Source organism: Enterobacter sp. RHBSTW-00175, from assembly GCF_013927005.1.
Lineage (GTDB): Bacteria > Pseudomonadota > Gammaproteobacteria > Enterobacterales > Enterobacteriaceae > Enterobacter.
Window position 1 is genome coordinate 3094883 of record NZ_CP055930.1, and the last position, 22424, is coordinate 3117306.

A 22424-nucleotide genomic window follows, 5' to 3' on the forward strand; every position below is an offset into this window, starting at 1 on the left:
CCATGAACATTATTGCCATCATGGGGCCACATGGCGTCTTTTATAAAGACGAGCCCATCAAGGAGCTGGAGCAGACACTACAGTCTCGCGGATACCAGCTTATCTGGCCGCATAACAGCGCAGATCTGCTGAAGTTCATTGAGCACAACCCGCGTATCTGCGGTGTTATCTTTGACTGGGATGAGTACGACCTGGAGTTGTGCAGCGAAATTAACAAGCTTAACGAATATCTTCCGCTGTATGCCTTTATCAATACCCATTCCACGATGGACGTCAGCGCACATGATATGCGTATGGCTTTGTGGTTCTTTGAGTATTCACTCGGCGTTGCGGAAGATATTGCGACCCGCATTCAGCAATACACCCGTGAGTACCTCGACAACATTACGCCGCCGTTCACCCGGGCGCTGTTCACATATGTGAAAGAAGGTAAATACACATTCTGTACGCCAGGCCACATGGCGGGAACGGCGTATCAGAAAAGCCCGGTAGGCTGTCTGTTCTATGATTTCTTTGGTGGAAATACCCTTAAGGCGGATGTGTCGATTTCGGTCACTGAACTGGGATCTCTGCTTGATCACACTGGCCCGCATCTTGAGGCCGAAGAGTATATTGCGCGCACTTTTGGGGCTGAACAGAGCTACATGGTGACCAACGGCACCTCGACGTCGAATAAAATCGTCGGTATGTATGCCGCACCCGCCGGAAGTACGCTGCTGATTGACCGTAACTGCCATAAATCGCTGGCCCATTTATTGATGATGAGCGATGTCGTCCCGCTCTGGCTATCGCCCACGCGTAATGCGCTCGGTATTTTGGGGGGGATCCCGCGCCGTGAATTTAGTCATACGGCCATTGAAAACAAGGTGGCCTCAGTTTCCGGTGCAAGCTGGCCCGTTCACGCAGTGATAACCAACTCGACTTACGACGGCCTGCTGTACAACACCAACTGGATCAAGCAAACGCTGGATGTTCCCTCGATACACTTTGATTCCGCCTGGGTGCCTTACACCAACTTCCACCCGATCTATGCGGGAAAAAGCGGAATGAGCGGTGAGCGTGTGCCAGGGAAAGTGTTCTTCGAAACGCAGTCGACCCACAAAATGTTGGCTGCGTTTTCTCAGGCTTCGCTTATCCACATCAAGGGCGAGTATGACGAAGAGACATTCAACGAAGCCTTTATGATGCACACCACCACGTCGCCAAGCTATCCACTGGTGGCCTCTATTGAAACGGCGGCGGCAATGCTGCGTGGCAATCCGGGCAAGCGTTTGATCAATCGTTCGGTGGAACGGGCGCTGCATTTCCGCAAAGAAGTTCAGCGTCTGAAAGAGGAGGCCGACGGCTGGTTCTTTGACATCTGGCAGCCGGAGGAGATTGAGGAGGCAGAGTGCTGGCCGGTTTCCCCTGGCGAAAACTGGCACGGATTCCGCGATGCGGATGCTGACCACATGTTCCTCGACCCGGTAAAAGTGACGATCCTGACTCCGGGTATGGATGAACAAGGCAATATGAGCGATGAAGGGATCCCCGCTGCGCTGGTGGCGAAATTCCTTGATGAGCGCGGAGTGGTGGTAGAGAAAACCGGGCCGTATAACCTGCTATTCCTGTTCAGTATAGGGATCGATAAAACCCGCGCGATGGGGCTGCTGCGGGGGCTGATGGAGTTTAAACGCGCTTACGATCTGAACCTGCGGGTCAAAAACATGCTGCCGGATCTCTACGCGGAAGATCCTGATTTCTACCGCAATATGCGTATTCAGGATCTGGCTCAGGGGATCCACAAACTGATCCGCCAGCACGATCTGCCGCGTCTGATGTTGCAGGCTTTTGACGTTCTGCCGGAAATGAAGCTGACGCCGCATAATGCCTGGCAGCGTCAGGTCAAAGGCGAGGTGCAAACCGTCGAACTGGAAAACCTGGTCGGGCGAGTGTCGGCCAATATGATCCTGCCTTATCCGCCGGGTGTTCCACTTCTGATGCCGGGTGAGATGATCACCGAAGAGAGCCGGGCGGTACTCGATTTTCTGCTGATGCTGTGTTCTGTAGGCCGGCACTATCCGGGCTTTGAAACGGACATCCACGGTGCGAAACGTGATGAACAGGGCGTTTACTGGGTCAGAGTCCTAAAATAAGTGGGACTACTTGCGTGGTCCGGGTTTTCGGTTGTAACGTTTTGGCTTCATAAAAAGGAGAAGCTATGCTGGGTTTAAAACAGGTTCATCATATAGCGATCATTGCGACCGATTACGGGAAAAGTAAGTCTTTTTACTGCGATATTCTGGGCTTTACGCTGTTGAGCGAAGCCTATCGCGAGGAGCGTGACTCCTGGAAAGGCGATCTTGCGTTAAACGGGCAGTATGTGATTGAGCTGTTTTCTTTTCCTTTCCCGCCAGCACGCCCCTCGCGCCCAGAGGCCTGTGGTCTTCGGCATCTCGCCTTTAGCGTAGGTGATATCGATAATGCGGTGAAGCACCTTGAAACCCACGGTGTGAAATGCGAGGCGATTCGCATCGATCCTTTTACGGATAAGCGATTTACCTTCTTCAACGACCCGGATGGTCTGCCGCTGGAGCTTTACCAGCAGTAATATCCGTCATGTGTGATAATGCCCGTCTTGTTCGGGCATTTTTTTGCGCAAACCTTTTATGACCTTACCTGCGATCGCTCATGCTGTTTCACCGTACCGCCAGCTGCTGGTGGGGTTTAGCGGTGGGCTGGATTCAACCGTTCTGCTTCATCGCCTTAAATGCTGGCGCGATCAAGAGCCTGACGTCCAGATCAGGGCGAAACATATTCATCATGGGTTGAGCCCCCATGCGGATGCCTGGGTGGCGCATTGCGAGGCGCTGTGCGCAGCATGGGCGATTCCGCTGAGCGTTGAGCGGGTGATACTCAAGGATGAAGGGCTGGGCATCGAGGCGCAAGCGCGTAAAGCCCGTTACGCTGCTTTTGCCGGTGCAATTCAACCGGGTGAAGCGCTGGTAACGGCGCAGCATCTGGACGATCAATGCGAAACCTTTTTGCTCGCGCTTAAGCGTGGAAGCGGCCCGGCGGGATTGTCCGCCATGCCTGAGCGGGCGGATTTTGCTGGCACCGTGTTAATTCGCCCATTACTGGGTGAGACGCGTGCCTCGCTGGAATCCTGGGCCCGGAAGAATGACCTGCGCTGGATTGAAGATGAAAGCAATCAGGACGACAGCTATGACCGTAACTTCCTGCGTCTTCGTGTTTTGCCGCAGCTGACTGAGCGTTGGGGGCATTTTGCCGAAGCCACGGCGCGTAGCGCGATGCTGTGCGCTGAACAGGAAAGTCTGCTGGACGAGTTGCTGAGTGAAGAGTTGGCTGAGCTGATCTCTGCTGATGGCGCGCTGTCTATCGCACCAATGGAAACACTGAGTGCAGTACGCCGTGCAGCCCTGCTGAGACGCTGGCTGGCATCGCATAACGCCCCAATGCCATCGCGGGCAATGCTGAACCGTCTCTGGGACGAGGTTGCTCAGGCGCGTGACGATGCCACACCTTGTCTGCATCTGAATGGGTTTGAGGTAAGACGCTATAAAGGGCAGCTCTGGTGGATTAAATCAACCCCTTCACTGTCTGATGTGGTGCTCGACTGGCCACGTTCTGGCGAAGTGCTGGTGTTGCCCTATGGCGCGGGAAAAGTTTCCCTGGCGAATGCGGGCCATGTGCGTCTACCGAAAAACGATGAACCTGTTACCGTACGCTTTAAAACCCGTGGGATGCTGCATATTGTTGGAAGAAACGGCGGGCGTAAGCTGAAAAAGATATGGCAGGAGTGCAATGTTCCACCCTGGCACCGTGATGCCACGCCTTTGCTTTTCTACGGTGAAACGCTGATTGCGGCTGCGGGTGTCTTTATTACCGAAGAGGGCTGGGCAGAAGAGGGGGTGTGTTTTGAATGGCACGCGTAACGGGCAGCCAGGCTGCCCGTTAAGGGTAATCAGGACTCGCTCACCACGACAGTGCCGATTTCCGGGTGGCTGAAGCTGGCAATTTTGTCCAGGCGAAGCTCACGCGTTGCTCCGGCATCTTCAACTATCAGATATTCCACATTTTTTCGTGAAACCAGGTCGCTGGCTTTCGCCTTCAATACTTCGCCATCTTTTAGCTCCAGCGTCAGTATTAAATGATGCTGGCAGGCGAGTTCGAGGTTGTCATAGTCATCACAATTGATGGGTTGATAAGTATCATTCATCGACATAATCGCTCACCAGTAAATTCGCCGCAGCATATGCTGCTTTTTCCCTGACCGATTCTGAAAGGCTCTCATCAGAGGCCACTTCATTAAGCACTTTCAATACACAGCCCAACGCGTCCGGGATGTATCCCAGATCCCCGCTGGCGATTTCCGCATACCTTTTGCGAATTAACTCACAATAATTATTCACATCCCCTCCCGCCAGCGCACTGACTTACTGTGAGATATCATTAAGCCTACGAAGATAAACTCGGTTTAGCAAGGTGACTATACCATACTCATTCAAGCAATATCAGCGCCTTGATAGTGATGCATTCATCACCTGGTAACAGCCTTTTCGCGCTATTTTCGCTACAATGTGCGCCTGATTCGAAAGGAGTTCTCTCATGGCGCTGAAAGCGACAATTTATAAAGCTGTGGTCAATGTGGCGGATCTTGACCGCAACCAGTTTCTCGATGCGTCATTGACGCTGGCGCGTCACCCTTCTGAAACTCAGGAACGCATGATGCTGCGCCTGCTGGCATGGATTAAGTATGCCGATGAGCGTCTGCAATTTACGCGTGGCTTGAGCGCGGAGGACGAGCCAGAAGCCTGGCTGCGCAACGATCACCTGGGTATCGATTTGTGGATTGAACTCGGCCTGCCGGATGAGCGTCGTGTGAAAAAGGCCTGTACCCAGTCCGCTGAAGTGGCGTTGTTCGCGTATAATCAGCGAGCTGCGGAGATCTGGTGGCAGCAAAGCAAGAATAAGTGCGGACAGTTTAAAAATCTCACTGTCTGGTATCTGGATGATGAGCAACTGGCCCAACTGAGCGAGTTTGCCAGCCGTACGATGGTATTGCAGGCGACGATTCAGGACGGCGCAATCTGGCTTTCTGATTCTCAGAATAATCTGGAAATTCATCTCGCGGCGTGGCAACCCTCCGCATGATTGTCTTATCCCGGAATGTCAGTATTCCTGATAACGAGCTGGAGATCACTGCGATCCGTGCTCAGGGTGCCGGTGGGCAACATGTCAATAAGGCTTCAACGGCCATCCATTTGCGCTTTGACATCCGGGCCTCCAGCCTGCCAGAGTATTATAAAGAAAGTCTGCTTGCCGCCAGCCATCATCTGATTACCAGCGATGGCGTGATTGTGATTAAAGCGCAGGAGTACCGCAGCCAGGAGTTAAACCGGGAAGCGGCGATCTCCAGGCTGGTAGCAGTCATTAAAGAGTTAACCGCAGTACAGAAAAGCCGCCGGGCTACGCGACCAACCCGCGCATCAAAAGAGCGCCGGTTGTCGTCGAAGGCGCAAAAATCCACAGTGAAGGCACTACGCGGTAAAGTTCGTCGCCCCACAGAGTGACGAAAAGGAACATTATTTTTCATAAGGATGTCATTGTGAAAAAAGCACTATTGTCAGCATTGGCAGTGAGTACGCTCTTTGCACTTTTCGGGTGTAACAACCGTGCGGAAACGCAGGCATTACAGCCAACGCAGTCTGAAGAATTAAAACCGATGCAGCAGAGCTGGCGCGGTGTACTGCCGTGCGCTGATTGTGAAGGTATCGAAACCTCGCTATTCCTGGAAAAAGACGGTACCTGGGTCATGAACCAGCACTATCAGGGCGCGAAAGGTCCTTCTTCCTTCGCCACCTATGGCACATGGGCACGCACCGCTGAGAAACTGGTCCTGACGGATACGACAGGGGAGAAAACCTGGTTCCGCCCTAAAGGTGAAGGGATGGAGATGCTCGATCGTGAAGGCAATCCGATTGAGTCGCAGTTCAACTACACGCTGGCCCCTGTAAAAGCGGCACTCCCGGCCACGCCGATGGCGATGCGGGGGATGTATTTCTACATGGCTGATGCGGCGATATTTACCGACTGTGCGACAGGTAAGAAAGTCAGCGTGGCGAACAATGCCCAGCTGGAGCGTGATTTTGCAGTAGCGCGTGGCAATGACAGTAAACCGGTATTACTGACGGTTGATGGTCATTTTACGATGGAGCCAAACCCGGATAGCGGGGAGATGGTGAAAACGCTGGTGGCGGATAAAGACGCGAAATTCCTGGCGGGCAAAAATTGCAGCAGCAAATAAGCTGAGTTAATCCATTAAAAAACCCCGCATGTGCGGGGTTTTTTGTTTCTTAACCTTTGATGGCTTTTACCAGGTAATCAAGGATTTCACCGGTCTTGATCATCTGCTTCTCGCCGTTGCGACGGTATTTGTATTCAATATCATCGCTGTCGAGGTTACGGTCGCCGATAACCACAGTATGTGGAATACCGATCAGCTCCATGTCAGCAAACATCACGCCAGGACGCTCTTTACGGTCGTCCATCAGCACTTCAATACCCTGCGCGCGCAGCTCGCCGTACAGTTTTTCGGCCAGCTCCTGCACACGGTAAGACTTGTGCATGTTCATTGGCAGAATCGCTACCTGGAATGGTGCGATGTTATCTGGCCAGACGATGCCACGCTCGTCGTAGTTCTGCTCAATCGCCGCCGCGACCACACGCGTCACCCCGATACCGTAGCAACCCATGGTCAGAACCTGGTTACGACCATCTTCACCCTGAACGGCTGCATTCATCGCGCGGGAGTATTTATCACCCAGCTGGAAGATGTGGCCCACTTCGATGCCACGTTTGATCATCAGAGTACCCTGGCCATCCGGGCTTGGGTCACCGGCAACCACATTACGAATATCTGCCACTTCTGGCGTCGCAACATCGCGATCCCAGTTGATGCCGAAGTAGTGCTTACCATCGATGTTTGCGCCAGCGGAGAAGTCGCTCATTGCCGCAACTGTACGGTCAACAACCACCGGGATTGGCATATTCACTGGACCCAGGGAACCTGGACCTGCGTTTACAACCGCGCGGATTTCCGCTTCTGTTGCGAAAGTCAGCGGGCTGGCAACCTGCGACAGTTTCTCGGCTTTTACTTCGTTCAGTTCGTGATCGCCGCGAACCAGCAGGGCAACCAGCGGGCTCTTGCTGCCTTCAACCGCTTTCACCAGCAGGGTTTTAACCGTTTTCTCGATCGGCAGATTGAATTGTTCCACCAGTTCGGCAATGGTTTTCGCGTTTGGCGTATCAACCAATTTCATCTCTTCAGTAGCTGCGGCGCGTGGTGCTTTTGGTGCCAGGGCTTCAGCAAACTCGATGTTAGCGGCGTAATCAGAGGAGTCAGAGAAGATAACATCGTCTTCACCGCTCTGAGCCAGTACCTGGAATTCATGCGATGCGCTACCACCGATAGAGCCGGTATCAGCTTGTACCGCACGGAAATCCAGACCCATGCGGGAGAAGATTTTGCTGTACGCTTCGTACATCTTGTCGTAAGTCTCTTGCAGAGATTCCTGAGACGTGTGGAAAGAGTACGCATCTTTCATCAGGAATTCGCGGGAGCGCATTACGCCAAAGCGCGGGCGCACTTCGTCACGGAATTTGGTCTGGATCTGGAAGAAGTTCAGCGGCAGCTGTTTATAAGAGCTCAGCTCATTACGGATAAGATCGGTAATGACTTCTTCATGCGTTGGGCCGAGGACAAACGGACGATCGCCGCGATCGGCAATACGCAGCAGTTCAGGACCGTACTGTTCCCAGCGACCGCTCTCCTGCCACAGCTCAGAGGGCTGAACTACCGGCATTAACACCTCGATAGCACCGGCGTTGTTCATCTCTTCACGCACGATGTTTTCGACTTTTTTCAGGACGCGCACGCCGGTCGGCAGCCAGGTGTATAACCCGGAGGCCAGCTTGCGGATCATCCCGGCGCGCAGCATCAGCTGGTGGCTGATCACCTCGGCGTCGGCAGGTGTCTCCTTCAGAGTGGAGAGCAGATATTGGCTAGTACGCATGTTGTTACGGTTCCGTTTCGACGAGTAGGACAGACTGAATGCTCAACCTGACACAAAAAAAGTGGTTTAGTTTACCAGTGTGGCAAAGATGCCAAAAGAGAGGAAAATAAAATTACCTGGGTTCCAGGGCAAAGACTTCAAATCCCGCCTCAGTCACGCGCCAGCGAACGTTAAAATCCAGCAGCCACACGGCATAGGTTTTCCCGGTTTCCTCTCCCTTACGGTAAGCCGGACGTGGATCCTGAGCCAGAACGTCAACGATAAAATCGCGCAGGCGAGGATAGCGCTTTTCCAGCAGCGTTATCTGGGCGGTTAACTCTGGTGTGAAGTGAACGGGCATATCTGCCTGCGGTGCTTCCTGGGCATAGCTTGCGCGCGCATCCGGCAGGGCTTCAGCAAAGGGCAGGTAAGGCTTGATGTCTATAACTGGGGTGCCATCCACAAGATCAAGGCTTCCTAATTCCAGTATGACCTGATCTTTCTGCGTCCGAATGCCTTTCAGCTCGACCAGAGACATGCCAATGGGGTTCGGGCGGAAGGTGGAGCGGGTCGCGAACACGCCCATTCTGGCATTTCCACCCAGACGCGGAGGGCGAACGGTTGGACGCCAGCCACCTTCCATCGTCTGGTGAAAGACAAATACAACCCATAAGTGGCTGAATGCCTCGAGCCCGCGTACCGCATCGGCCTGATTATAAGGCGCGATGAAGTGAAGTTCGCCGCCGCGGCTTTTGACCAGACCAGGCTGGCGCGGCACGGCGAACTTCTCTTTATAAGGTGAGCGGATAATGCCTATCTGCTCGAACTGAAATGAACTCATTTCGCCGAAATGGTAAGCGCAGTACCAAGACAAACCGCCTGACGGTAGCAGCCTGGTGTACCGCTGGTCACTTCACAGCTGTGCAGCAGTACCGCGTTGGCTTTCATTTTTGCGGCGTTAATCTGCAGGCGTTTACGAGCAGTTGGGATGTTTGGTGGAGAGTCCTGATTAGTTGCCTGGCAGGATTCACCGCTCACATCGCCCAGTTCACGGAAAGGCTTGCCCACGAGATCGTCGGCTTTAGTAATAATGCGCACCGGCGCAGGACGTGGCGCTTTCGGTTTTGCTGGCTCTGCCTTTGGCGGGGTTGCAGTGCTTTGAACAGGCTCAACAGGAGATCTGCTTAGCATAGAACAGCCGCTCAGCATCAGTGCTAAAAGACAGATCGGTAAAGCACGCATAATAGTTCCTCAATGGATAATCAAATCGTCAGATATTGAATCAGTTGCCTGCATAAATGACAAGACGGGCTTTCGCCCGTCCTGATGATATTACACTGATGTGAGATTACCAGCCTTTAACAGCGCCGCCGTTAAACACCTTGTTGGCTTCCTGGTAAACTTCGTCAGACTGATAAGCCTGAACGAATTTCTTCACGTTTTCCGCGTCTTTGTTGTCTTCGCGAGTCACGATCAGGTTTACGTATGGAGAGTCTTTATCTTCAACGAAGATACCGTCTTTTGCCGGCGTCAGGCCAATCTGGCTTGCGTAGGTGGTGTTGATGACAGCCAGGGCAATCTGTGCGTCGTCCAGAGAACGTGGCAGTTGCGGCGCTTCCAGCTCAACAATTTTCAGATTTTTCGGGTTCTCAGTCACGTCAAGAACGGTCGGCAGCAGGCCAACACCGTCTTTCAGTTTGATCAGGCCCACTTTCTGCAACAGCAGCAGGGAACGACCGAGGTTAGTCGGGTCGTTAGGCACCGCGACCTGGGAGCCTGGCTGCAGTTCGTCCAGGGTTTTAATTTTCTTGGAGTAACCGGCAATTGGGTAAACGAAAGTGTTACCTGCCGCAACCAGCTTGTAACCACGGTCTTTGATCTGCTGATCCAGGTATGGTTTATGCTGGAAGGCGTTAGCGTCGATATCACCTTTGCTCAGCGCTTCGTTCGGCAGAACGTAGTCATTGAAGGTAACCAGCTCTACGTCCAGACCGTATTTTTCTTTAGCCACTTTCTGAGCGACTTCAGCAACCTGCTGCTCTGCACCCACAATCACGCCCACTTTAATATGGTTTGGATCTTTTTCGTCCTGACCGCAACCCACCAGTGCCAGAGAGCCAATCAGCGCGCCTACCGCTGCAAAGGTCTTTAATTTAAACGCCATGTTATATCCTTAACTCGTCGAGTTTGTGTTGTGTGTAACGTTATTTGTGAGTAACAGCCCGGACGATGCGATCGCCAGAGAATTGGATTAAGTAAACCAGAACAACCAGCAATACCAGAACAGTATTCATTACGGTAGCGTTATAGCCAATATAACCGTACTGATAGCCAATCTGCCCCAAACCACCGGCGCCGACAGCACCGCCCATCGCGGAATAACCGACCAGCGTAATGAGGGTGATCGTTGCGGCGTTCACCAGACCCGGCAGCGCTTCAGGCAGCAAGACTTTGCGAACGATCTGCATCGGGGTCGCACCCATGGCACGTGATGCTTCAATCAAACCTGTCGGGATCTCCAGCAATGCGTTCTCAACCATACGGGCGATAAACGGTGCAGCACCGACGGTCAATGGGACGATTGCGGCCTGCAAGCCGATGGAGGTACCCACGATCACACGGGTGAAAGGAATCATCCATACCAGAAGAATAATGAACGGAATGGAACGGAAGATGTTCACCAGAGCAGAAAGGGTACGATAGAGCTTCGCGTTTTCAATAATTTGACCCGGGCGAGTTACATACAGCAGTACGCCGACCGGCAGACCAATGACGAAACCAAAAAAGCCCGATACAAAGGTCATTGCCAGCGTTTCCCAAACGCCGCGAACCAGCAGCCACATCATCGGTTCAGACATAACCCAATACCTCTACTTTTACATGGTGTTCTTGCAGCCAGGCGATTGCGCCTTGCGTTTCTTCTTGTGTGCCGTGCATTTCCGTCAGCATGATGCCGAACTTCACGCCGCCGGCGTAATCCATCTGCGCGCTAATAATGTTGTTGTTCACGTTAAAGCGACGCGCGGTTTCGGAAAGCAGTGGTGCATCCACGGACTGACCGGTGAATTCCATACGCAACATTGGCACGCTGTCGGCAGCTGGCTCTGCTTTTAAACGCGCCAGATAATCTTCCGGAATATCCAGATGCAGCGTGGATTGAATAAACTGTTGCGCGAGCGGCGTTTTCGGATGCGAGAACACTTCACTTACGGTGTCTTGCTCAATCAGTTCACCATTGCTGATCACGGCTACGCAGTCACAGATGCGTTTAACCACGTCCATCTCATGAGTAATAAGAAGGATGGTCAGGCCCAGACGACGGTTAATGTCTTTCAGCAGTTCCAGAATAGAACGTGTGGTTGCCGGGTCTAATGCGCTGGTGGCTTCATCGCACAGCAGCACTTTAGGATTACTGGCCAGCGCACGGGCGATTGCCACACGCTGTTTTTGGCCACCGGACAGGTTTGCCGGATAGCTGTCGTGTTTATCTGCCAGACCAACCAGGTCCAGCAGTTCGGTGACGCGACGCTTAACTTCTTCTTTAGGCGAGTTGTCCAGCTCCAGCGGCAAAGCGACGTTGCCGAACACGGTGCGGGATGCCAGCAGGTTGAAGTGCTGGAAGATCATGCCAATCTGGCGACGCGCTTTTGTTAATTCTTTCTCTGAGAGTGCGGTAAGTTCTTGTCCGCCAACTTCTACGCTGCCCTGGCTTGGGCGCTCAAGCAGGTTAACACAACGGATCAGCGTACTTTTACCCGCACCCGATGCGCCAATGACGCCATAAATTTGACCAGCAGGAACATGCAGGCTGACGTTGTTCAGCGCCTGAATGGTTCGGTTCCCCTGCTGGAACACTTTGGTGATATTGGAAAGTTTAATCATTAGATTATTTTTATCGTATGTAAGTTAGCCGTGGCATTTTATTCTGCCGGATACGGGTGATGACCGTAAACAAAATGGATGTTAAGGCATCCAGACGTCTAAATCAATCCAACTCTGTGCGATGAGCACTTTATTGCGCTGTGATTCATGAGATACTAACCGGACACGCCTTTTTCAGGAGCAAACCGGTGGCAAAATCAGTACCCGCAATTTTTCTCGATCGTGATGGCACCATTAATGTGGATCACGGTTATGTCCATGAGATTGACGCGTTCGAGTTTATCGAAGGCGTAATAGATGCAATGCGCCAGTTAAAAGAGATGGGCTATGCGCTGGTGGTTGTCACCAACCAGTCTGGTATTGCTCGCGGTAAATTCACCGAGGCGCAGTTTGAAACGCTAACGGAATGGATGGACTGGTCGTTAGCCGATCGTGGTGTCGATCTCGACGGTATCTATTATTGCCCGCACCACCCACAGGGAACAGTAGAAGAGTATCGTCAGACCTGCGACTGTCGTAAGCCGCATCCGGGTATGTTTATCTCTGCGCAGGAATTTCTGCACATTGATATGGCTGCTTCTTATATGGTGGGCGATAAACTGGAAGATATGCAGGCCGCAACCGCAGCCGGCGTAGGCACCAAAATATTAGTTCGCACCGGCAAGCCAGTGACGCCAGAAGCAGAGAATGCAGCGGATTGGGTGATTAATAGCCTGGCAGAGCTGCCAAAAGAGATTAAAAAGCACCAAAAATAGGCGTTTTGGCTAAAAGGTGAGCGGTTGAAATAAAATTGTATTTTTCCGCTTGTCATTCCTCGGAAGCTCCCTATAATGCGCCTCCATCGACACGGCGGATGTGAATCACTTCACAAACAACGCGGTCGGTTGAAGAGAAAAAATCCTGAAATAACGGGTTGACTCTGAAAGAGGAAAGCGTAATATACGCCACCTCGCAACGGTGAGCTGAAAGCCACGTTGCACTGCTCTTTAACAATTTATCAGACAATCTGTGTGGGCACTCAAAGTGACATGGATTCTTAACGTCGCAAGACGAAAAATGAATACCAAGTCTCTGAGTGAACATACGTAATTCATTACGAAGTTTAATTCACGAGCATCAAACTTAAATTGAAGAGTTTGATCATGGCTCAGATTGAACGCTGGCGGCAGGCCTAACACATGCAAGTCGAGCGGTAACACAGGGAGCTTGCTCCTGGGTGACGAGCGGCGGACGGGTGAGTAATGTCTGGGAAACTGCCTGATGGAGGGGGATAACTACTGGAAACGGTAGCTAATACCGCATAACGTCGCAAGACCAAAGAGGGGGACCTTCGGGCCTCTTGCCATCAGATGTGCCCAGATGGGATTAGCTAGTAGGTGGGGTAACGGCTCACCTAGGCGACGATCCCTAGCTGGTCTGAGAGGATGACCAGCCACACTGGAACTGAGACACGGTCCAGACTCCTACGGGAGGCAGCAGTGGGGAATATTGCACAATGGGCGCAAGCCTGATGCAGCCATGCCGCGTGTATGAAGAAGGCCTTCGGGTTGTAAAGTACTTTCAGCGAGGAGGAAGGCATTAAGGTTAATAACCTTGGTGATTGACGTTACTCGCAGAAGAAGCACCGGCTAACTCCGTGCCAGCAGCCGCGGTAATACGGAGGGTGCAAGCGTTAATCGGAATTACTGGGCGTAAAGCGCACGCAGGCGGTCTGTCAAGTCGGATGTGAAATCCCCGGGCTCAACCTGGGAACTGCATTCGAAACTGGCAGGCTAGAGTCTTGTAGAGGGGGGTAGAATTCCAGGTGTAGCGGTGAAATGCGTAGAGATCTGGAGGAATACCGGTGGCGAAGGCGGCCCCCTGGACAAAGACTGACGCTCAGGTGCGAAAGCGTGGGGAGCAAACAGGATTAGATACCCTGGTAGTCCACGCCGTAAACGATGTCGACTTGGAGGTTGTTCCCTTGAGGAGTGGCTTCCGGAGCTAACGCGTTAAGTCGACCGCCTGGGGAGTACGGCCGCAAGGTTAAAACTCAAATGAATTGACGGGGGCCCGCACAAGCGGTGGAGCATGTGGTTTAATTCGATGCAACGCGAAGAACCTTACCTACTCTTGACATCCAGAGAACTTTCCAGAGATGGATTGGTGCCTTCGGGAACTCTGAGACAGGTGCTGCATGGCTGTCGTCAGCTCGTGTTGTGAAATGTTGGGTTAAGTCCCGCAACGAGCGCAACCCTTATCCTTTGTTGCCAGCGGTTCGGCCGGGAACTCAAAGGAGACTGCCAGTGATAAACTGGAGGAAGGTGGGGATGACGTCAAGTCATCATGGCCCTTACGAGTAGGGCTACACACGTGCTACAATGGCATATACAAAGAGAAGCGACCTCGCGAGAGCAAGCGGACCTCATAAAGTATGTCGTAGTCCGGATTGGAGTCTGCAACTCGACTCCATGAAGTCGGAATCGCTAGTAATCGTAGATCAGAATGCTACGGTGAATACGTTCCCGGGCCTTGTACACACCGCCCGTCACACCATGGGAGTGGGTTGCAAAAGAAGTAGGTAGCTTAACCTTCGGGAGGGCGCTTACCACTTTGTGATTCATGACTGGGGTGAAGTCGTAACAAGGTAACCGTAGGGGAACCTGCGGTTGGATCACCTCCTTACCTTAAAGAACCTGCCTTTGTAGTGCTCACACAGATTGTCTGATGAAAAATAGCAGTAAAAATCTCTGCAGGCTTGTAGCTCAGGTGGTTAGAGCGCACCCCTGATAAGGGTGAGGTCGGTGGTTCAAGTCCACTCAGGCCTACCAAAATCCTTATGTTAAAGGATGAGCGGTACAGAGATTAGTGTATACGATGGGGTTATAGCTCAGCTGGGAGAGCGCCTGCCTTGCACGCAGGAGGTCTGCGGTTCGATCCCGCATAGCTCCACCATCTTTACTGCGAAAACAAGAAAACTTCAGAGTGTACCTGAAAAGGTTCACTGCGAAGTTTTGCTCTTTAAAAATCTGGATCAAGCTGAAAATTGAAACGACACACCTTAAGTGGTGTGTTCGAGTCTCTCAAATTTTCGCAATTTGATGATGAATCGAAAGAAACATCTTCGGGTTGTGAGGTTAAGCGACTAAGCGTACACGGTGGATGCCCTGGCAGTCAGAGGCGATGAAGGACGTGCTAATCTGCGATAAGCGCCGGCGAGGTGATATGAACCTTTGACCCGGCGATTTCCGAATGGGGAAACCCAGTGTGTTCCGACACACTATCGTTAAGTGAATACATAGCTTAACGAAGCGAACCGGGGGAACTGAAACATCTAAGTACCCCGAGGAAAAGAAATCAACCGAGATTCCCCCAGTAGCGGCGAGCGAACGGGGAGCAGCCCAGAGTCTGAATCAGCTTGTGTGTTAGTGGAACGGTCTGGAAAGTCCGGCGATACAGGGTGATAGCCCCGTACACGAAAGCACACAGGTTGTGAACTCGAAGAGTAGGGCGGGACACGTGGTATCCTGTCTGAATATGGGGGGACCATCCTCCAAGGCTAAATACTCCTGACTGACCGATAGTGAACCAGTACCGTGAGGGAAAGGCGAAAAGAACCCCGGCGAGGGGAGTGAAAAAGAACCTGAAACCGTGTACGTACAAGCAGTGGGAGCACCTTCGTGGTGTGACTGCGTACCTTTTGTATAATGGGTCAGCGACTTATATTCTGTAGCAAGGTTAACCGTATAGGGGAGCCGAAGGGAAACCGAGTCTTAACTGGGCGTTAAGTTGCAGGGTATAGACCCGAAACCCGGTGATCTAGCCATGGGCAGGTTGAAGGTTGGGTAACACTAACTGGAGGACCGAACCGACTAATGTTGAAAAATTAGCGGATGACTTGTGGCTGGGGGTGAAAGGCCAATCAAACCGGGAGATAGCTGGTTCTCCCCGAAAGCTATTTAGGTAGCGCCTCGTGAACTCATCTTCGGGGGTAGAGCACTGTTTCGGCTAGGGGGCCATCCCGGCTTACCAACCCGATGCAAACTACGAATACCGAAGAATGTTATCACGGGAGACACACGGCGGGTGCTAACGTCCGTCGTGAAGAGGGAAACAACCCAGACCGCCAGCTAAGGTCCCAAAGTCATGGTTAAGTGGGAAACGATGTGGGAAGGCACAGACAGCCAGGATGTTGGCTTAGAAGCAGCCATCATTTAAAGAAAGCGTAATAGCTCACTGGTCGAGTCGGCCTGCGCGGAAGATGTAACGGGGCTAAACCATGCACCGAAGCTGCGGCAGCGACGCTTATGCGTTGTTGGGTAGGGGAGCGTTCTGTAAGCCGTTGAAGGTGTCCTGTGAGGGATGCTGGAGGTATCAGAAGTGCGAATGCTGACATAAGTAACGATAATGCGGGTGAAAAGCCCGCACGCCGGAAGACCAAGGGTTCCTGTCCAACGTTAATCGGGGCAGGGTGAGTCGACCCCTAAGGCGAGGCCGAAAGGCGTAGTCGATGGGAAACAGGTTAATATTCCTGTACTTGGTGTTACTGCGAAGGGGGGACGGAGAAGGCTATGTTAGCCGGGCGACGGTTGTCCCGGTTTAAGCATGTAGGCGGAGAGTTTAGGTAAATCCGGACTCTTTTTAACGCTGAGGTGTGATGACGAGGTACTACGGTACTGAAGTAACAAATGCCCTGCTTCCAGGAAAAGCCTCTAAGCATCAGGTAACATCAAATCGTACCCCAAACCGACACAGGTGGTCAGGTAGAGAATACCAAGGCGCTTGAGAGAACTCGGGTGAAGGAACTAGGCAAAATGGTGCCGTAACTTCGGGAGAAGGCACGCTGATGTGTAGGTGAAGCCCCTGCGGGTGGAGCTGAAATCAGTCGAAGATACCAGCTGGCTGCAACTGTTTATTAAAAACACAGCACTGTGCAAACACGAAAGTGGACGTATACGGTGTGACGCCTGCCCGGTGCCGGAAGGTTAATTGATGGGGTTAGCGGCAACGCGAAGCTCTTGATCGAAGCCCCGGTAAACGGCGGCCGTAACTATAACGGTCCTAAGGTAGCGAAATTCCTTGTCGGGTAAGTTCCGACCTGCACGAATGGCGTAATGATGGCCAGGCTGTCTCCACCCGAGACTCAGTGAAATTGAACTCGCTGTGAAGATGCAGTGTACCCGCGGCAAGACGGAAAGACCCCGTGAACCTTTACTATAGCTTGACACTGAACACTGGTCCTTGATGTGTAGGATAGGTGGGAGGCTTTGAAGCGTGGACGCCAGTCTGCGTGGAGCCAACCTTGAAATACCACCCTTTAATGGCTGGTGTTCTAACGTAGACCCGTAATCCGGGTTGCGGACAGTGTCTGGTGGGTAGTTTGACTGGGGCGGTCTCCTCCCAAAGAGTAACGGAGGAGCACGAAGGTTAGCTAATCCTGGTCGGACATCAGGAGGTTAGTGCAATGGCATAAGCTAGCTTGACTGCGAGAGTGACGGCTCGAGCAGGTGCGAAAGCAGGTCATAGTGATCCGGTGGTTCTGAATGGAAGGGCCATCGCTCAACGGATAAAAGGTACTCCGGGGATAACAGGCTGATACCGCCCAAGAGTTCATATCGACGGCGGTGTTTGGCACCTCGATGTCGGCTCATCACATCCTGGGGCTGAAGTAGGTCCCAAGGGTACGGCTGTTCGCCGTTTAAAGTGGTACGCGAGCTGGGTTTAGAACGTCGTGAGACAGTTCGGTCCCTATCTGCCGTGGGCGCTGGAGAATTGAGGGGGGCTGCTCCTAGTACGAGAGGACCGGAGTGGACGCATCACTGGTGTTCGGGTTGTCATGCCAATGGCATTGCCCGGTAGCTAAATGCGGAAAAGATAAGTGCTGAAAGCATCTAAGCACGAAACTTGCCCCGAGATGAGTTCTCCCTGACCCTTTAAGGGTCCTGAAGGAACGTTGAAGACTACGACGTTGATAGGTCGGGTGTGTAAGCGTAGCGATACGTTGAGCTAACCGATACTAATGAACCGTGAGGCTTAACCTTACAACGCCGAAGCTGTTTCGGCGGTTGAGAGACAGAATATTTTCAGCTTTGATACAGATTAACAGAATTTGCCTGGCGGCTTTAGCGCGGTGGTCCCACCTGACCCCATGCCGAACTCAGAAGTGAAACGCCGTAGCGCCGATGGTAGTGTGGGGTCTCCCCATGTGAGAGTAGGGAACTGCCAGGCATCAAATTAAGTAGTAAGCCGGTGCATTAATCCGGTGGTTACAAAGTCTTCGGTGGAGCGGTAGTTCAGTCGGTTAGAATACCTGCCTGTCACGCAGGGGGTCGCGGGTTCGAGTCCCGTCCGTTCCGCCACTTATTGAAAGCCCTGAGTATTTACTCAGGGCTTTTTTCTTATCTTCCGTATAATTTTTGCTAAATTAGCAAAAATCCTCTGCGTTTTACGCTCTTTTTCTGAATAACAGCAGCAGCGATAATCTTCCTCAGTTAACGAACATTATGATTAACGAGGAATTACATGACTATCCCTGCATTTGGTCTGGGCACTTTCCGCCTGAAAGACGATGTTGTTATCGCATCTGTAAAAACTGCTCTTGAACTTGGCTATCGTACTGTTGATACGGCGCAGATTTATGAAAATGAAGCTGCCGTTGGCCAGGCGATTGAAGAGAGTGGTGTAGCCCGTAATGAACTTTTCATCACCACTAAAATCTGGATTGAGAACCTCAGCAAAGAAAAGCTGATTCCAAGCCTGAAAGAGAGTCTGAAGAAACTGCGTACCGACTACGTAGATCTGACGCTGATCCACTGGCCGTCACCGAACGATTCGGTTTCCGTGGAAGAGTTCATGCAGGCGCTGCTTGAAGCAAAAGAGCAGGGCTTAACCCGTGAAATTGGTATCTCTAACTTCACTATCCCGTTGATGGAAAAAGCCATTGCGGCTGTTGGTGCAGAGAATATTGCAACCAACCAGGTTGAACTGTCCCCTTATCTGCAAAACCGTAAAGTGGTTGACTGGGCAAAACAGCACGGTATCCATATCACCTCTTACATGACGCTGGCTTACGGTAACGCACTGAAAGATGAAGTGATTATTCGCATTGCACAGAAACACAATGCCACGGCTGCACAGGTGATTCTGGCCTGGGCAATGGGTGAAGGTTATGCCGTTATCCCATCTTCAACCAAACGTGAAAACCTGGCGAGCAACCTGTTAGCACTGGATCTCCAGCTGGATGATGAAGACAAAAAAGCGATCGCTGCTCTGGATTGCAACGATCGCCTGGTAAGCCCGGAAGGTTTAGCACCAGACTGGGATTAATATTGACCCAACTCTGTACCCTAAACCCTCACACAGCTCCTTCGGGAGCTGTTTTCGCATGTTCGCTCAGGAAGTCGATAAATGCGCGGATGCGCGTACTCACCGCTCTGTCACTGTAATACACTGCACTAAAAGGCATCTCTACCGGCAGGCGTTTATCAGCCATTAACTCTACAAGCTCCCCACGGGCAATCTCTTTATTGATCATGTAATCGGATAAACAGGCAATCCCGTTTCCTTCAAGACAAAGTTGCTTCAGTGTTTCCCCACTGTTTGACGATAAGCCGCAATCTATCTCATGAAGCTGTCCGTCACTACAGGCGACAGGCCAGGTATTTAGCGATACGGGCTCTGTAAAACCCAGGCACAGATGCTGTTTCAAATCCTCGACCGTTTCAGGCTGACCAAACTGCGCAAGGTATTCCGGCGATGCAATAATTTTTCGGTAGCTCCTGAACAAAGGGCGGGCCCGCAAGCTGGAATCGGTAAGTGTGCCAACGCGAATCGCAACATCTACCTTTCTCTCTATCAGATTAATGAATGTCTCAGATGACACCAGCGACAATGTCATTTCCGGGTAGCGTTCACGGAAAGGTTTAATGAGTGGCATCAGGTAATGAAGGACCACAGGTGTTGCCGCATCAATACGCAGCAGCCCGCGTGGCGTGCTGCGAGACTCCATAATTTCTGTCTCTGCTGCAGCCATTTCCTGCAAGACGGACTGTACGCGGCGGAAATAGCGCTCGCCTTCTTCTGTCAGACTTAACTGCCTTGTGGTTCGGTTGAGCAGGCTAACACCGAGTTTCATCTCCAGCTTTTTCACCGAGCGGCTAATGGCGGAATTTGCCTGTCCGAGTTGCTCCGCAGCACGGCTAAAACTGCCGCTTTCTACCACGGCGACAAATATCGCCAGCTCTTCTGATGTCGCCTTCATTATTGCACCACCTGCAAAATTCTATTGAGATTTTGACCATTTTTGTTATTTAAGCACTGGCGCATACTTCTTGTCATCTTAATCCTGATGATACGGAGTATTTTATGCCACTGGCGCTACTTGCCCTGACGATCAGTGCCTTCGCAATTGGCACGACCGAATTTGTTATCGTGGGTCTGGTTCCTACGATTGCGAACCAACTTGCCATCTCTCTGCCTTCTGCCGGGCTGCTGGTTTCTATCTACGCATTAGGTGTGGCCGTTGGTGCCCCTGTGCTTACGGCGTTGACCGGACGTTTTCCGCGCAAGCAGTTATTGATGGCGCTGATGGTTCTGTTCACCGCCGGGAATATTCTGGCCTGGCAAGCACCTGACTACACCACGCTGGTCATTGCCCGCTTGCTGACGGGCCTTGCCCATGGTGTGTTTTTCTCGATTGGTTCAACCATTGCAACCAGCCTGGTGCCAAAAGAGAAAGCGGCATCTGCCATTGCGATTATGTTTGGCGGGTTAACTGTCGCGCTGGTCACCGGCGTGCCTCTGGGGACGTTTATCGGCCAACATTTTGGCTGGCGCGAAACATTCCTGGCCGTCTCAGTACTGGGAGTGATAGCCCTGGTGGCCAGTCTGCTTCTCGTCCCTTCAAATATCCCTGGCCGTGCGAGTGCCAGCCTGAGCGATCAACTTAAAGTACTGACCCATCCTCGCCTTCTGATCATCTATGCGATCACGGCTTTGGGGTACGGTGGTGTCTTTACCGCTTTTACATTCCTTGCACCGATGATGCAGGATCTGGCGGGCTTCTCACCGAGCGCAGTTAGTTGGATCTTGTTGGGTTATGGCGTGTCGGTGGCAATAGGCAATATCTGGGGTGGCAAGCTTGCCGATAAACACGGTGCAGTACCGGCCCTGAAATTTATTTTCGCTGCGCTGGTTGTACTGCTGCTGATCTTCCAGTTCACCGCTTCTGTGCAATATGCGGCGCTGGCCACGGTACTGGTGATGGGGATCTTTGCATTTGGTAACGTGCCGGGTCTTCAGGTCTATGTCGTTCAGAAGGCAGAGCTTTATACACCCAATGCCGTCGATGTTGCATCTGGTCTGAACATTGCTGCATTCAATATTGGGATCGCACTCGGTTCCATTATTGGTGGGCAGACTGTTGAGCACTTTGGCCTGACTCAGACACCGTGGATTGGCGCTGCGATCGTGCTTATCGCTTTCCTGCTGATAGGCCTGAGCGGTCGCCTTGATAAACCTGCCCGGGTGGCTCTTGGCTAAATAACAGTAAGTGCTTGCTTACAAAACTTGGAAAGGTTTCTCAGTAATTGCGTTGAAACTATGACCTAAAATCCCTATAACATTAGAACCAGTCCGTTTTCCGGGCTGGTTCATGTTATAGAGGTCATTTCCGAAAGTGCGAAAAAATACCTATGCCATGCGTTATGTTGCCGGATTACCCGCGGAGAGAATACTGCCTCCGGGATCGTTCGCGAGCATCAGCCAGGCATTACCCGCCGGTACGCCATTAAGCAGCGATGAAAAAATTCGTGTGCTGGTGTGGAATATCTTTAAGCAACAGCGTGCTGAGTGGTTATCCGTCCTCAAAAATTTTGGTAAGGACGCTCATCTCGTTCTCCTGCAAGAAGCGCAAACGACGCCTGAGCTGGTAAGGTTTGCGACCACTAACTATCTCGCGGCCGATCAGGTGCCTGCGTTTGTGCTGCCGCAGCACCCTTCTGGTGTCATGACGCTTTCAGCGGCGCATCCTGTTTATTGTTGTCCCCTTCGTGAGCGAGAACCCATTCTGCGGCTGGCAAAATCGGCGCTGGTTACCGTCTACCCGTTACCGGATAGCCGTTTGCTGATGGTCGTAAATATTCACGCTGTTAATTTCAGCCTGGGCGTCGATGTCTACAGTAAGCAGTTACTTCCGATTGGCGATCAGATTGCCCATCACAGCGGGCCTATCATTATGGCAGGGGATTTTAATGCCTGGAGCCGCCCACGGATGAACGCCTTGTATCGCTTTGCGCGCGAGATGTCGCTGCGCGAAGTTCGTTTTAACGATGACCAGCGTAAGAAAGCCTTTGGTCGTCCTCTCGATTTTGTCTTTTATCGCGGTTTGAGCGTTCACGATGCCTCTGTGCTGGTGACACGCGCATCCGATCACAATCCTCTACTAGTTGAATTCAGTCCCGGCAAACCTGATAAATAATGGTGTGTCAGGTCTGCCGTGGGGCAGACCTA

At 52.1% G+C, this 22424-nt stretch carries 19 protein-coding genes, 3 tRNA genes and 3 rRNA genes; 16 read left to right on the top strand and 9 right to left on the bottom strand.

The features are described from left to right. Positions 1-2 precede the first annotated feature (2 nt). From HV107_RS14645 to tilS, 3 genes are all read left to right on the top strand, one after another. On the top strand, positions 3-2135 hold the full coding sequence (locus HV107_RS14645) for a lysine decarboxylase LdcC (RefSeq protein ID WP_182059651.1): 2133 nt from the start codon (positions 3-5) through the stop codon (positions 2133-2135). Positions 2136-2200: 65 nt separating this feature from the next. Beyond that, complete coding sequence (locus tag HV107_RS14650) at positions 2201-2590, top strand: VOC family protein (RefSeq protein WP_182059653.1); 390 nt, start codon at positions 2201-2203, stop codon at positions 2588-2590. A gap of 58 nt (positions 2591-2648) precedes the next feature. Then, the gene (gene tilS, locus HV107_RS14655; RefSeq protein ID WP_182059655.1) at positions 2649-3935 is read left to right on the top strand and encodes a tRNA lysidine(34) synthetase TilS; all 1287 of its coding nucleotides are present in this window, start codon (positions 2649-2651) and stop codon (positions 3933-3935) included. 29 nt (positions 3936-3964) lie between these two features. Here the strand turns inward: tilS and rof are convergent, their stop codons facing one another. Together rof and HV107_RS14665 are read right to left on the bottom strand one after the other, a co-directional pair. Further along, entirely contained in the window at positions 3965-4225 is a 261-nt protein-coding gene (rof, locus tag HV107_RS14660; RefSeq protein WP_010426685.1) for a Rho-binding antiterminator, read from the bottom strand. Beyond that, complete coding sequence (locus HV107_RS14665; RefSeq protein ID WP_006173580.1) at positions 4212-4412, bottom strand: YaeP family protein; 201 nt, start codon at positions 4410-4412, stop codon at positions 4212-4214. Before HV107_RS14665 ends, rof begins: the two co-directional genes overlap by 14 nt. A gap of 196 nt (positions 4413-4608) precedes the next feature. Between HV107_RS14665 and HV107_RS14670 the strand changes: the two genes are divergently transcribed. The 3 genes from HV107_RS14670 to nlpE are packed head-to-tail and all read left to right on the top strand — an operon-like array spanning position 4609 to position 6307. Continuing rightward, positions 4609-5154: a YaeQ family protein gene (locus HV107_RS14670; protein WP_182059657.1), complete on the top strand. Its 546-nt coding sequence runs from the start codon at positions 4609-4611 to the stop codon at positions 5152-5154. After that, positions 5151-5573, top strand: a complete 423-nt coding sequence (gene arfB, locus HV107_RS14675) for an alternative ribosome rescue aminoacyl-tRNA hydrolase ArfB (protein ID WP_182059659.1) — start codon at positions 5151-5153, stop codon at positions 5571-5573. Before HV107_RS14670 ends, arfB begins: the two co-directional genes overlap by 4 nt. A gap of 35 nt (positions 5574-5608) precedes the next feature. Then, positions 5609-6307 (top strand): envelope stress response activation lipoprotein NlpE, encoded by a 699-nt coding sequence (gene nlpE / locus HV107_RS14680; protein WP_182059662.1) that lies wholly within the window; start codon positions 5609-5611, stop codon positions 6305-6307. 49 nt (positions 6308-6356) lie between these two features. Here the strand turns inward: nlpE and proS are convergent, their stop codons facing one another. The 6 genes from proS to metN all read right to left on the bottom strand — a co-directional run bounded on the left by proS (position 6357) and on the right by metN (position 11936). Further along, positions 6357-8075, bottom strand: a complete 1719-nt coding sequence (gene proS, locus HV107_RS14685) for a proline--tRNA ligase (protein WP_182059664.1) — start codon at positions 8073-8075, stop codon at positions 6357-6359. 112 nt (positions 8076-8187) lie between these two features. Then, entirely contained in the window at positions 8188-8895 is a 708-nt protein-coding gene (tsaA, locus tag HV107_RS14690; protein ID WP_182059667.1) for a tRNA (N6-threonylcarbamoyladenosine(37)-N6)-methyltransferase TrmO, read from the bottom strand. Continuing rightward, entirely contained in the window at positions 8892-9296 is a 405-nt protein-coding gene (gene rcsF, locus HV107_RS14695; RefSeq protein ID WP_014068991.1) for an Rcs stress response system protein RcsF, read from the bottom strand. Before rcsF ends, tsaA begins: the two co-directional genes overlap by 4 nt. Positions 9297-9402: 106 nt before the next feature. Then, positions 9403-10218, bottom strand: a complete 816-nt coding sequence (gene metQ / locus HV107_RS14700) for a methionine ABC transporter substrate-binding lipoprotein MetQ (RefSeq protein WP_182059669.1) — start codon at positions 10216-10218, stop codon at positions 9403-9405. 40 nt (positions 10219-10258) lie between these two features. Then, positions 10259-10912, bottom strand: a complete 654-nt coding sequence (locus HV107_RS14705; protein ID WP_003856130.1) for a methionine ABC transporter permease MetI — start codon at positions 10910-10912, stop codon at positions 10259-10261. Then, on the bottom strand, positions 10905-11936 hold the full coding sequence (gene metN, locus HV107_RS14710) for a methionine ABC transporter ATP-binding protein MetN (RefSeq protein ID WP_182059672.1): 1032 nt from the start codon (positions 11934-11936) through the stop codon (positions 10905-10907). Before metN ends, HV107_RS14705 begins: the two co-directional genes overlap by 8 nt. A 188-nt stretch (positions 11937-12124) precedes the next feature. Between metN and gmhB the strand changes: the two genes are divergently transcribed. The 8 genes from gmhB (at position 12125) to dkgB (ending at position 19241) form a co-directional block, all read left to right on the top strand. Then, a complete protein-coding gene (gene gmhB / locus HV107_RS14715) occupies positions 12125-12691 on the top strand; it encodes a D-glycero-beta-D-manno-heptose 1,7-bisphosphate 7-phosphatase (RefSeq protein WP_182059675.1) in 567 nt (188 codons plus the stop codon). Between the two features lie 369 nt (positions 12692-13060). Then, positions 13061-14600, top strand: a 16S ribosomal RNA gene (locus HV107_RS14720). 69 nt (positions 14601-14669) lie between these two features. Next, a tRNA-Ile gene (locus tag HV107_RS14725) sits at positions 14670-14746 on the top strand. Positions 14747-14794: 48 nt separating this feature from the next. Further along, positions 14795-14870, top strand: a tRNA-Ala gene (locus HV107_RS14730). 180 nt (positions 14871-15050) lie between these two features. Further along, a 23S ribosomal RNA gene (locus tag HV107_RS14735) occupies positions 15051-17956 on the top strand. A gap of 71 nt (positions 17957-18027) precedes the next feature. Then, a 5S ribosomal RNA gene (gene rrf, locus HV107_RS14740) occupies positions 18028-18143 on the top strand. Together the 16S, 23S and 5S rRNA genes with 3 tRNA genes alongside form the textbook arrangement of a ribosomal RNA operon. A 54-nt stretch (positions 18144-18197) precedes the next feature. Further along, positions 18198-18274: transfer RNA gene (locus HV107_RS14745), tRNA-Asp, on the top strand. Between the two features lie 163 nt (positions 18275-18437). Beyond that, a complete protein-coding gene (gene dkgB, locus HV107_RS14750) occupies positions 18438-19241 on the top strand; it encodes a 2,5-didehydrogluconate reductase DkgB (protein ID WP_182059677.1) in 804 nt (267 codons plus the stop codon). Positions 19242-19269: 28 nt separating this feature from the next. Here dkgB and yafC read toward each other — a convergent pair whose 3' ends face one another. After that, positions 19270-20175 (bottom strand): DNA-binding transcriptional regulator YafC, encoded by a 906-nt coding sequence (gene yafC, locus HV107_RS14755; protein ID WP_182059678.1) that lies wholly within the window; start codon positions 20173-20175, stop codon positions 19270-19272. Between the two features lie 104 nt (positions 20176-20279). Here yafC and HV107_RS14760 point away from each other — a divergent pair, with 104 nt between their 5' ends. Together HV107_RS14760 and HV107_RS14765 are read left to right on the top strand one after the other, a co-directional pair. After that, complete coding sequence (locus HV107_RS14760; RefSeq protein WP_182059679.1) at positions 20280-21455, top strand: MFS transporter; 1176 nt, start codon at positions 20280-20282, stop codon at positions 21453-21455. A 136-nt stretch (positions 21456-21591) separates the two neighbouring features. Then, positions 21592-22392, top strand: coding sequence for an endonuclease/exonuclease/phosphatase family protein (locus HV107_RS14765; protein ID WP_014068998.1), 801 nt, complete (start codon positions 21592-21594; stop codon positions 22390-22392). The last annotated feature ends 32 nt before the right edge of the window (positions 22393-22424 follow it).

Bases quoted from the DNA above. Each gene is read 5' to 3' on its own strand.
- HV107_RS14650 (WP_182059653.1), top strand. From the start codon at position 2,201: ATGCTGGGTTTAAAACAGGTTCATCATATAGCGATCATTGCGACCGAT.
- rcsF (WP_014068991.1), bottom strand. From the start codon at position 9,296: ATGCGTGCTTTACCGATCTGTCTTTTAGCACTGATGCTGAGCGGCTGT.
- proS (WP_182059664.1), bottom strand. From the start codon at position 8,075: ATGCGTACTAGCCAATATCTGCTCTCCACTCTGAAGGAGACACCTGCC.
- yafC (WP_182059678.1), bottom strand. From the start codon at position 20,175: ATGAAGGCGACATCAGAAGAGCTGGCGATATTTGTCGCCGTGGTAGAA.
- metQ (WP_182059669.1), bottom strand. From the start codon at position 10,218: ATGGCGTTTAAATTAAAGACCTTTGCAGCGGTAGGCGCGCTGATTGGC.
- HV107_RS14670 (WP_182059657.1), top strand. From the start codon at position 4,609: ATGGCGCTGAAAGCGACAATTTATAAAGCTGTGGTCAATGTGGCGGAT.
- arfB (WP_182059659.1), top strand. From the start codon at position 5,151: ATGATTGTCTTATCCCGGAATGTCAGTATTCCTGATAACGAGCTGGAG.
- HV107_RS14705 (WP_003856130.1), bottom strand. From the start codon at position 10,912: ATGTCTGAACCGATGATGTGGCTGCTGGTTCGCGGCGTTTGGGAAACG.
- rof (WP_010426685.1), bottom strand. From the start codon at position 4,225: ATGTCGATGAATGATACTTATCAACCCATCAATTGTGATGACTATGAC.
- HV107_RS14760 (WP_182059679.1), top strand. From the start codon at position 20,280: ATGCCACTGGCGCTACTTGCCCTGACGATCAGTGCCTTCGCAATTGGC.
- metN (WP_182059672.1), bottom strand. From the start codon at position 11,936: ATGATTAAACTTTCCAATATCACCAAAGTGTTCCAGCAGGGGAACCGA.
- dkgB (WP_182059677.1), top strand. From the start codon at position 18,438: ATGACTATCCCTGCATTTGGTCTGGGCACTTTCCGCCTGAAAGACGAT.
- tsaA (WP_182059667.1), bottom strand. From the start codon at position 8,895: ATGAGTTCATTTCAGTTCGAGCAGATAGGCATTATCCGCTCACCTTAT.
- tilS (WP_182059655.1), top strand. From the start codon at position 2,649: ATGACCTTACCTGCGATCGCTCATGCTGTTTCACCGTACCGCCAGCTG.
- HV107_RS14645 (WP_182059651.1), top strand. From the start codon at position 3: ATGAACATTATTGCCATCATGGGGCCACATGGCGTCTTTTATAAAGAC.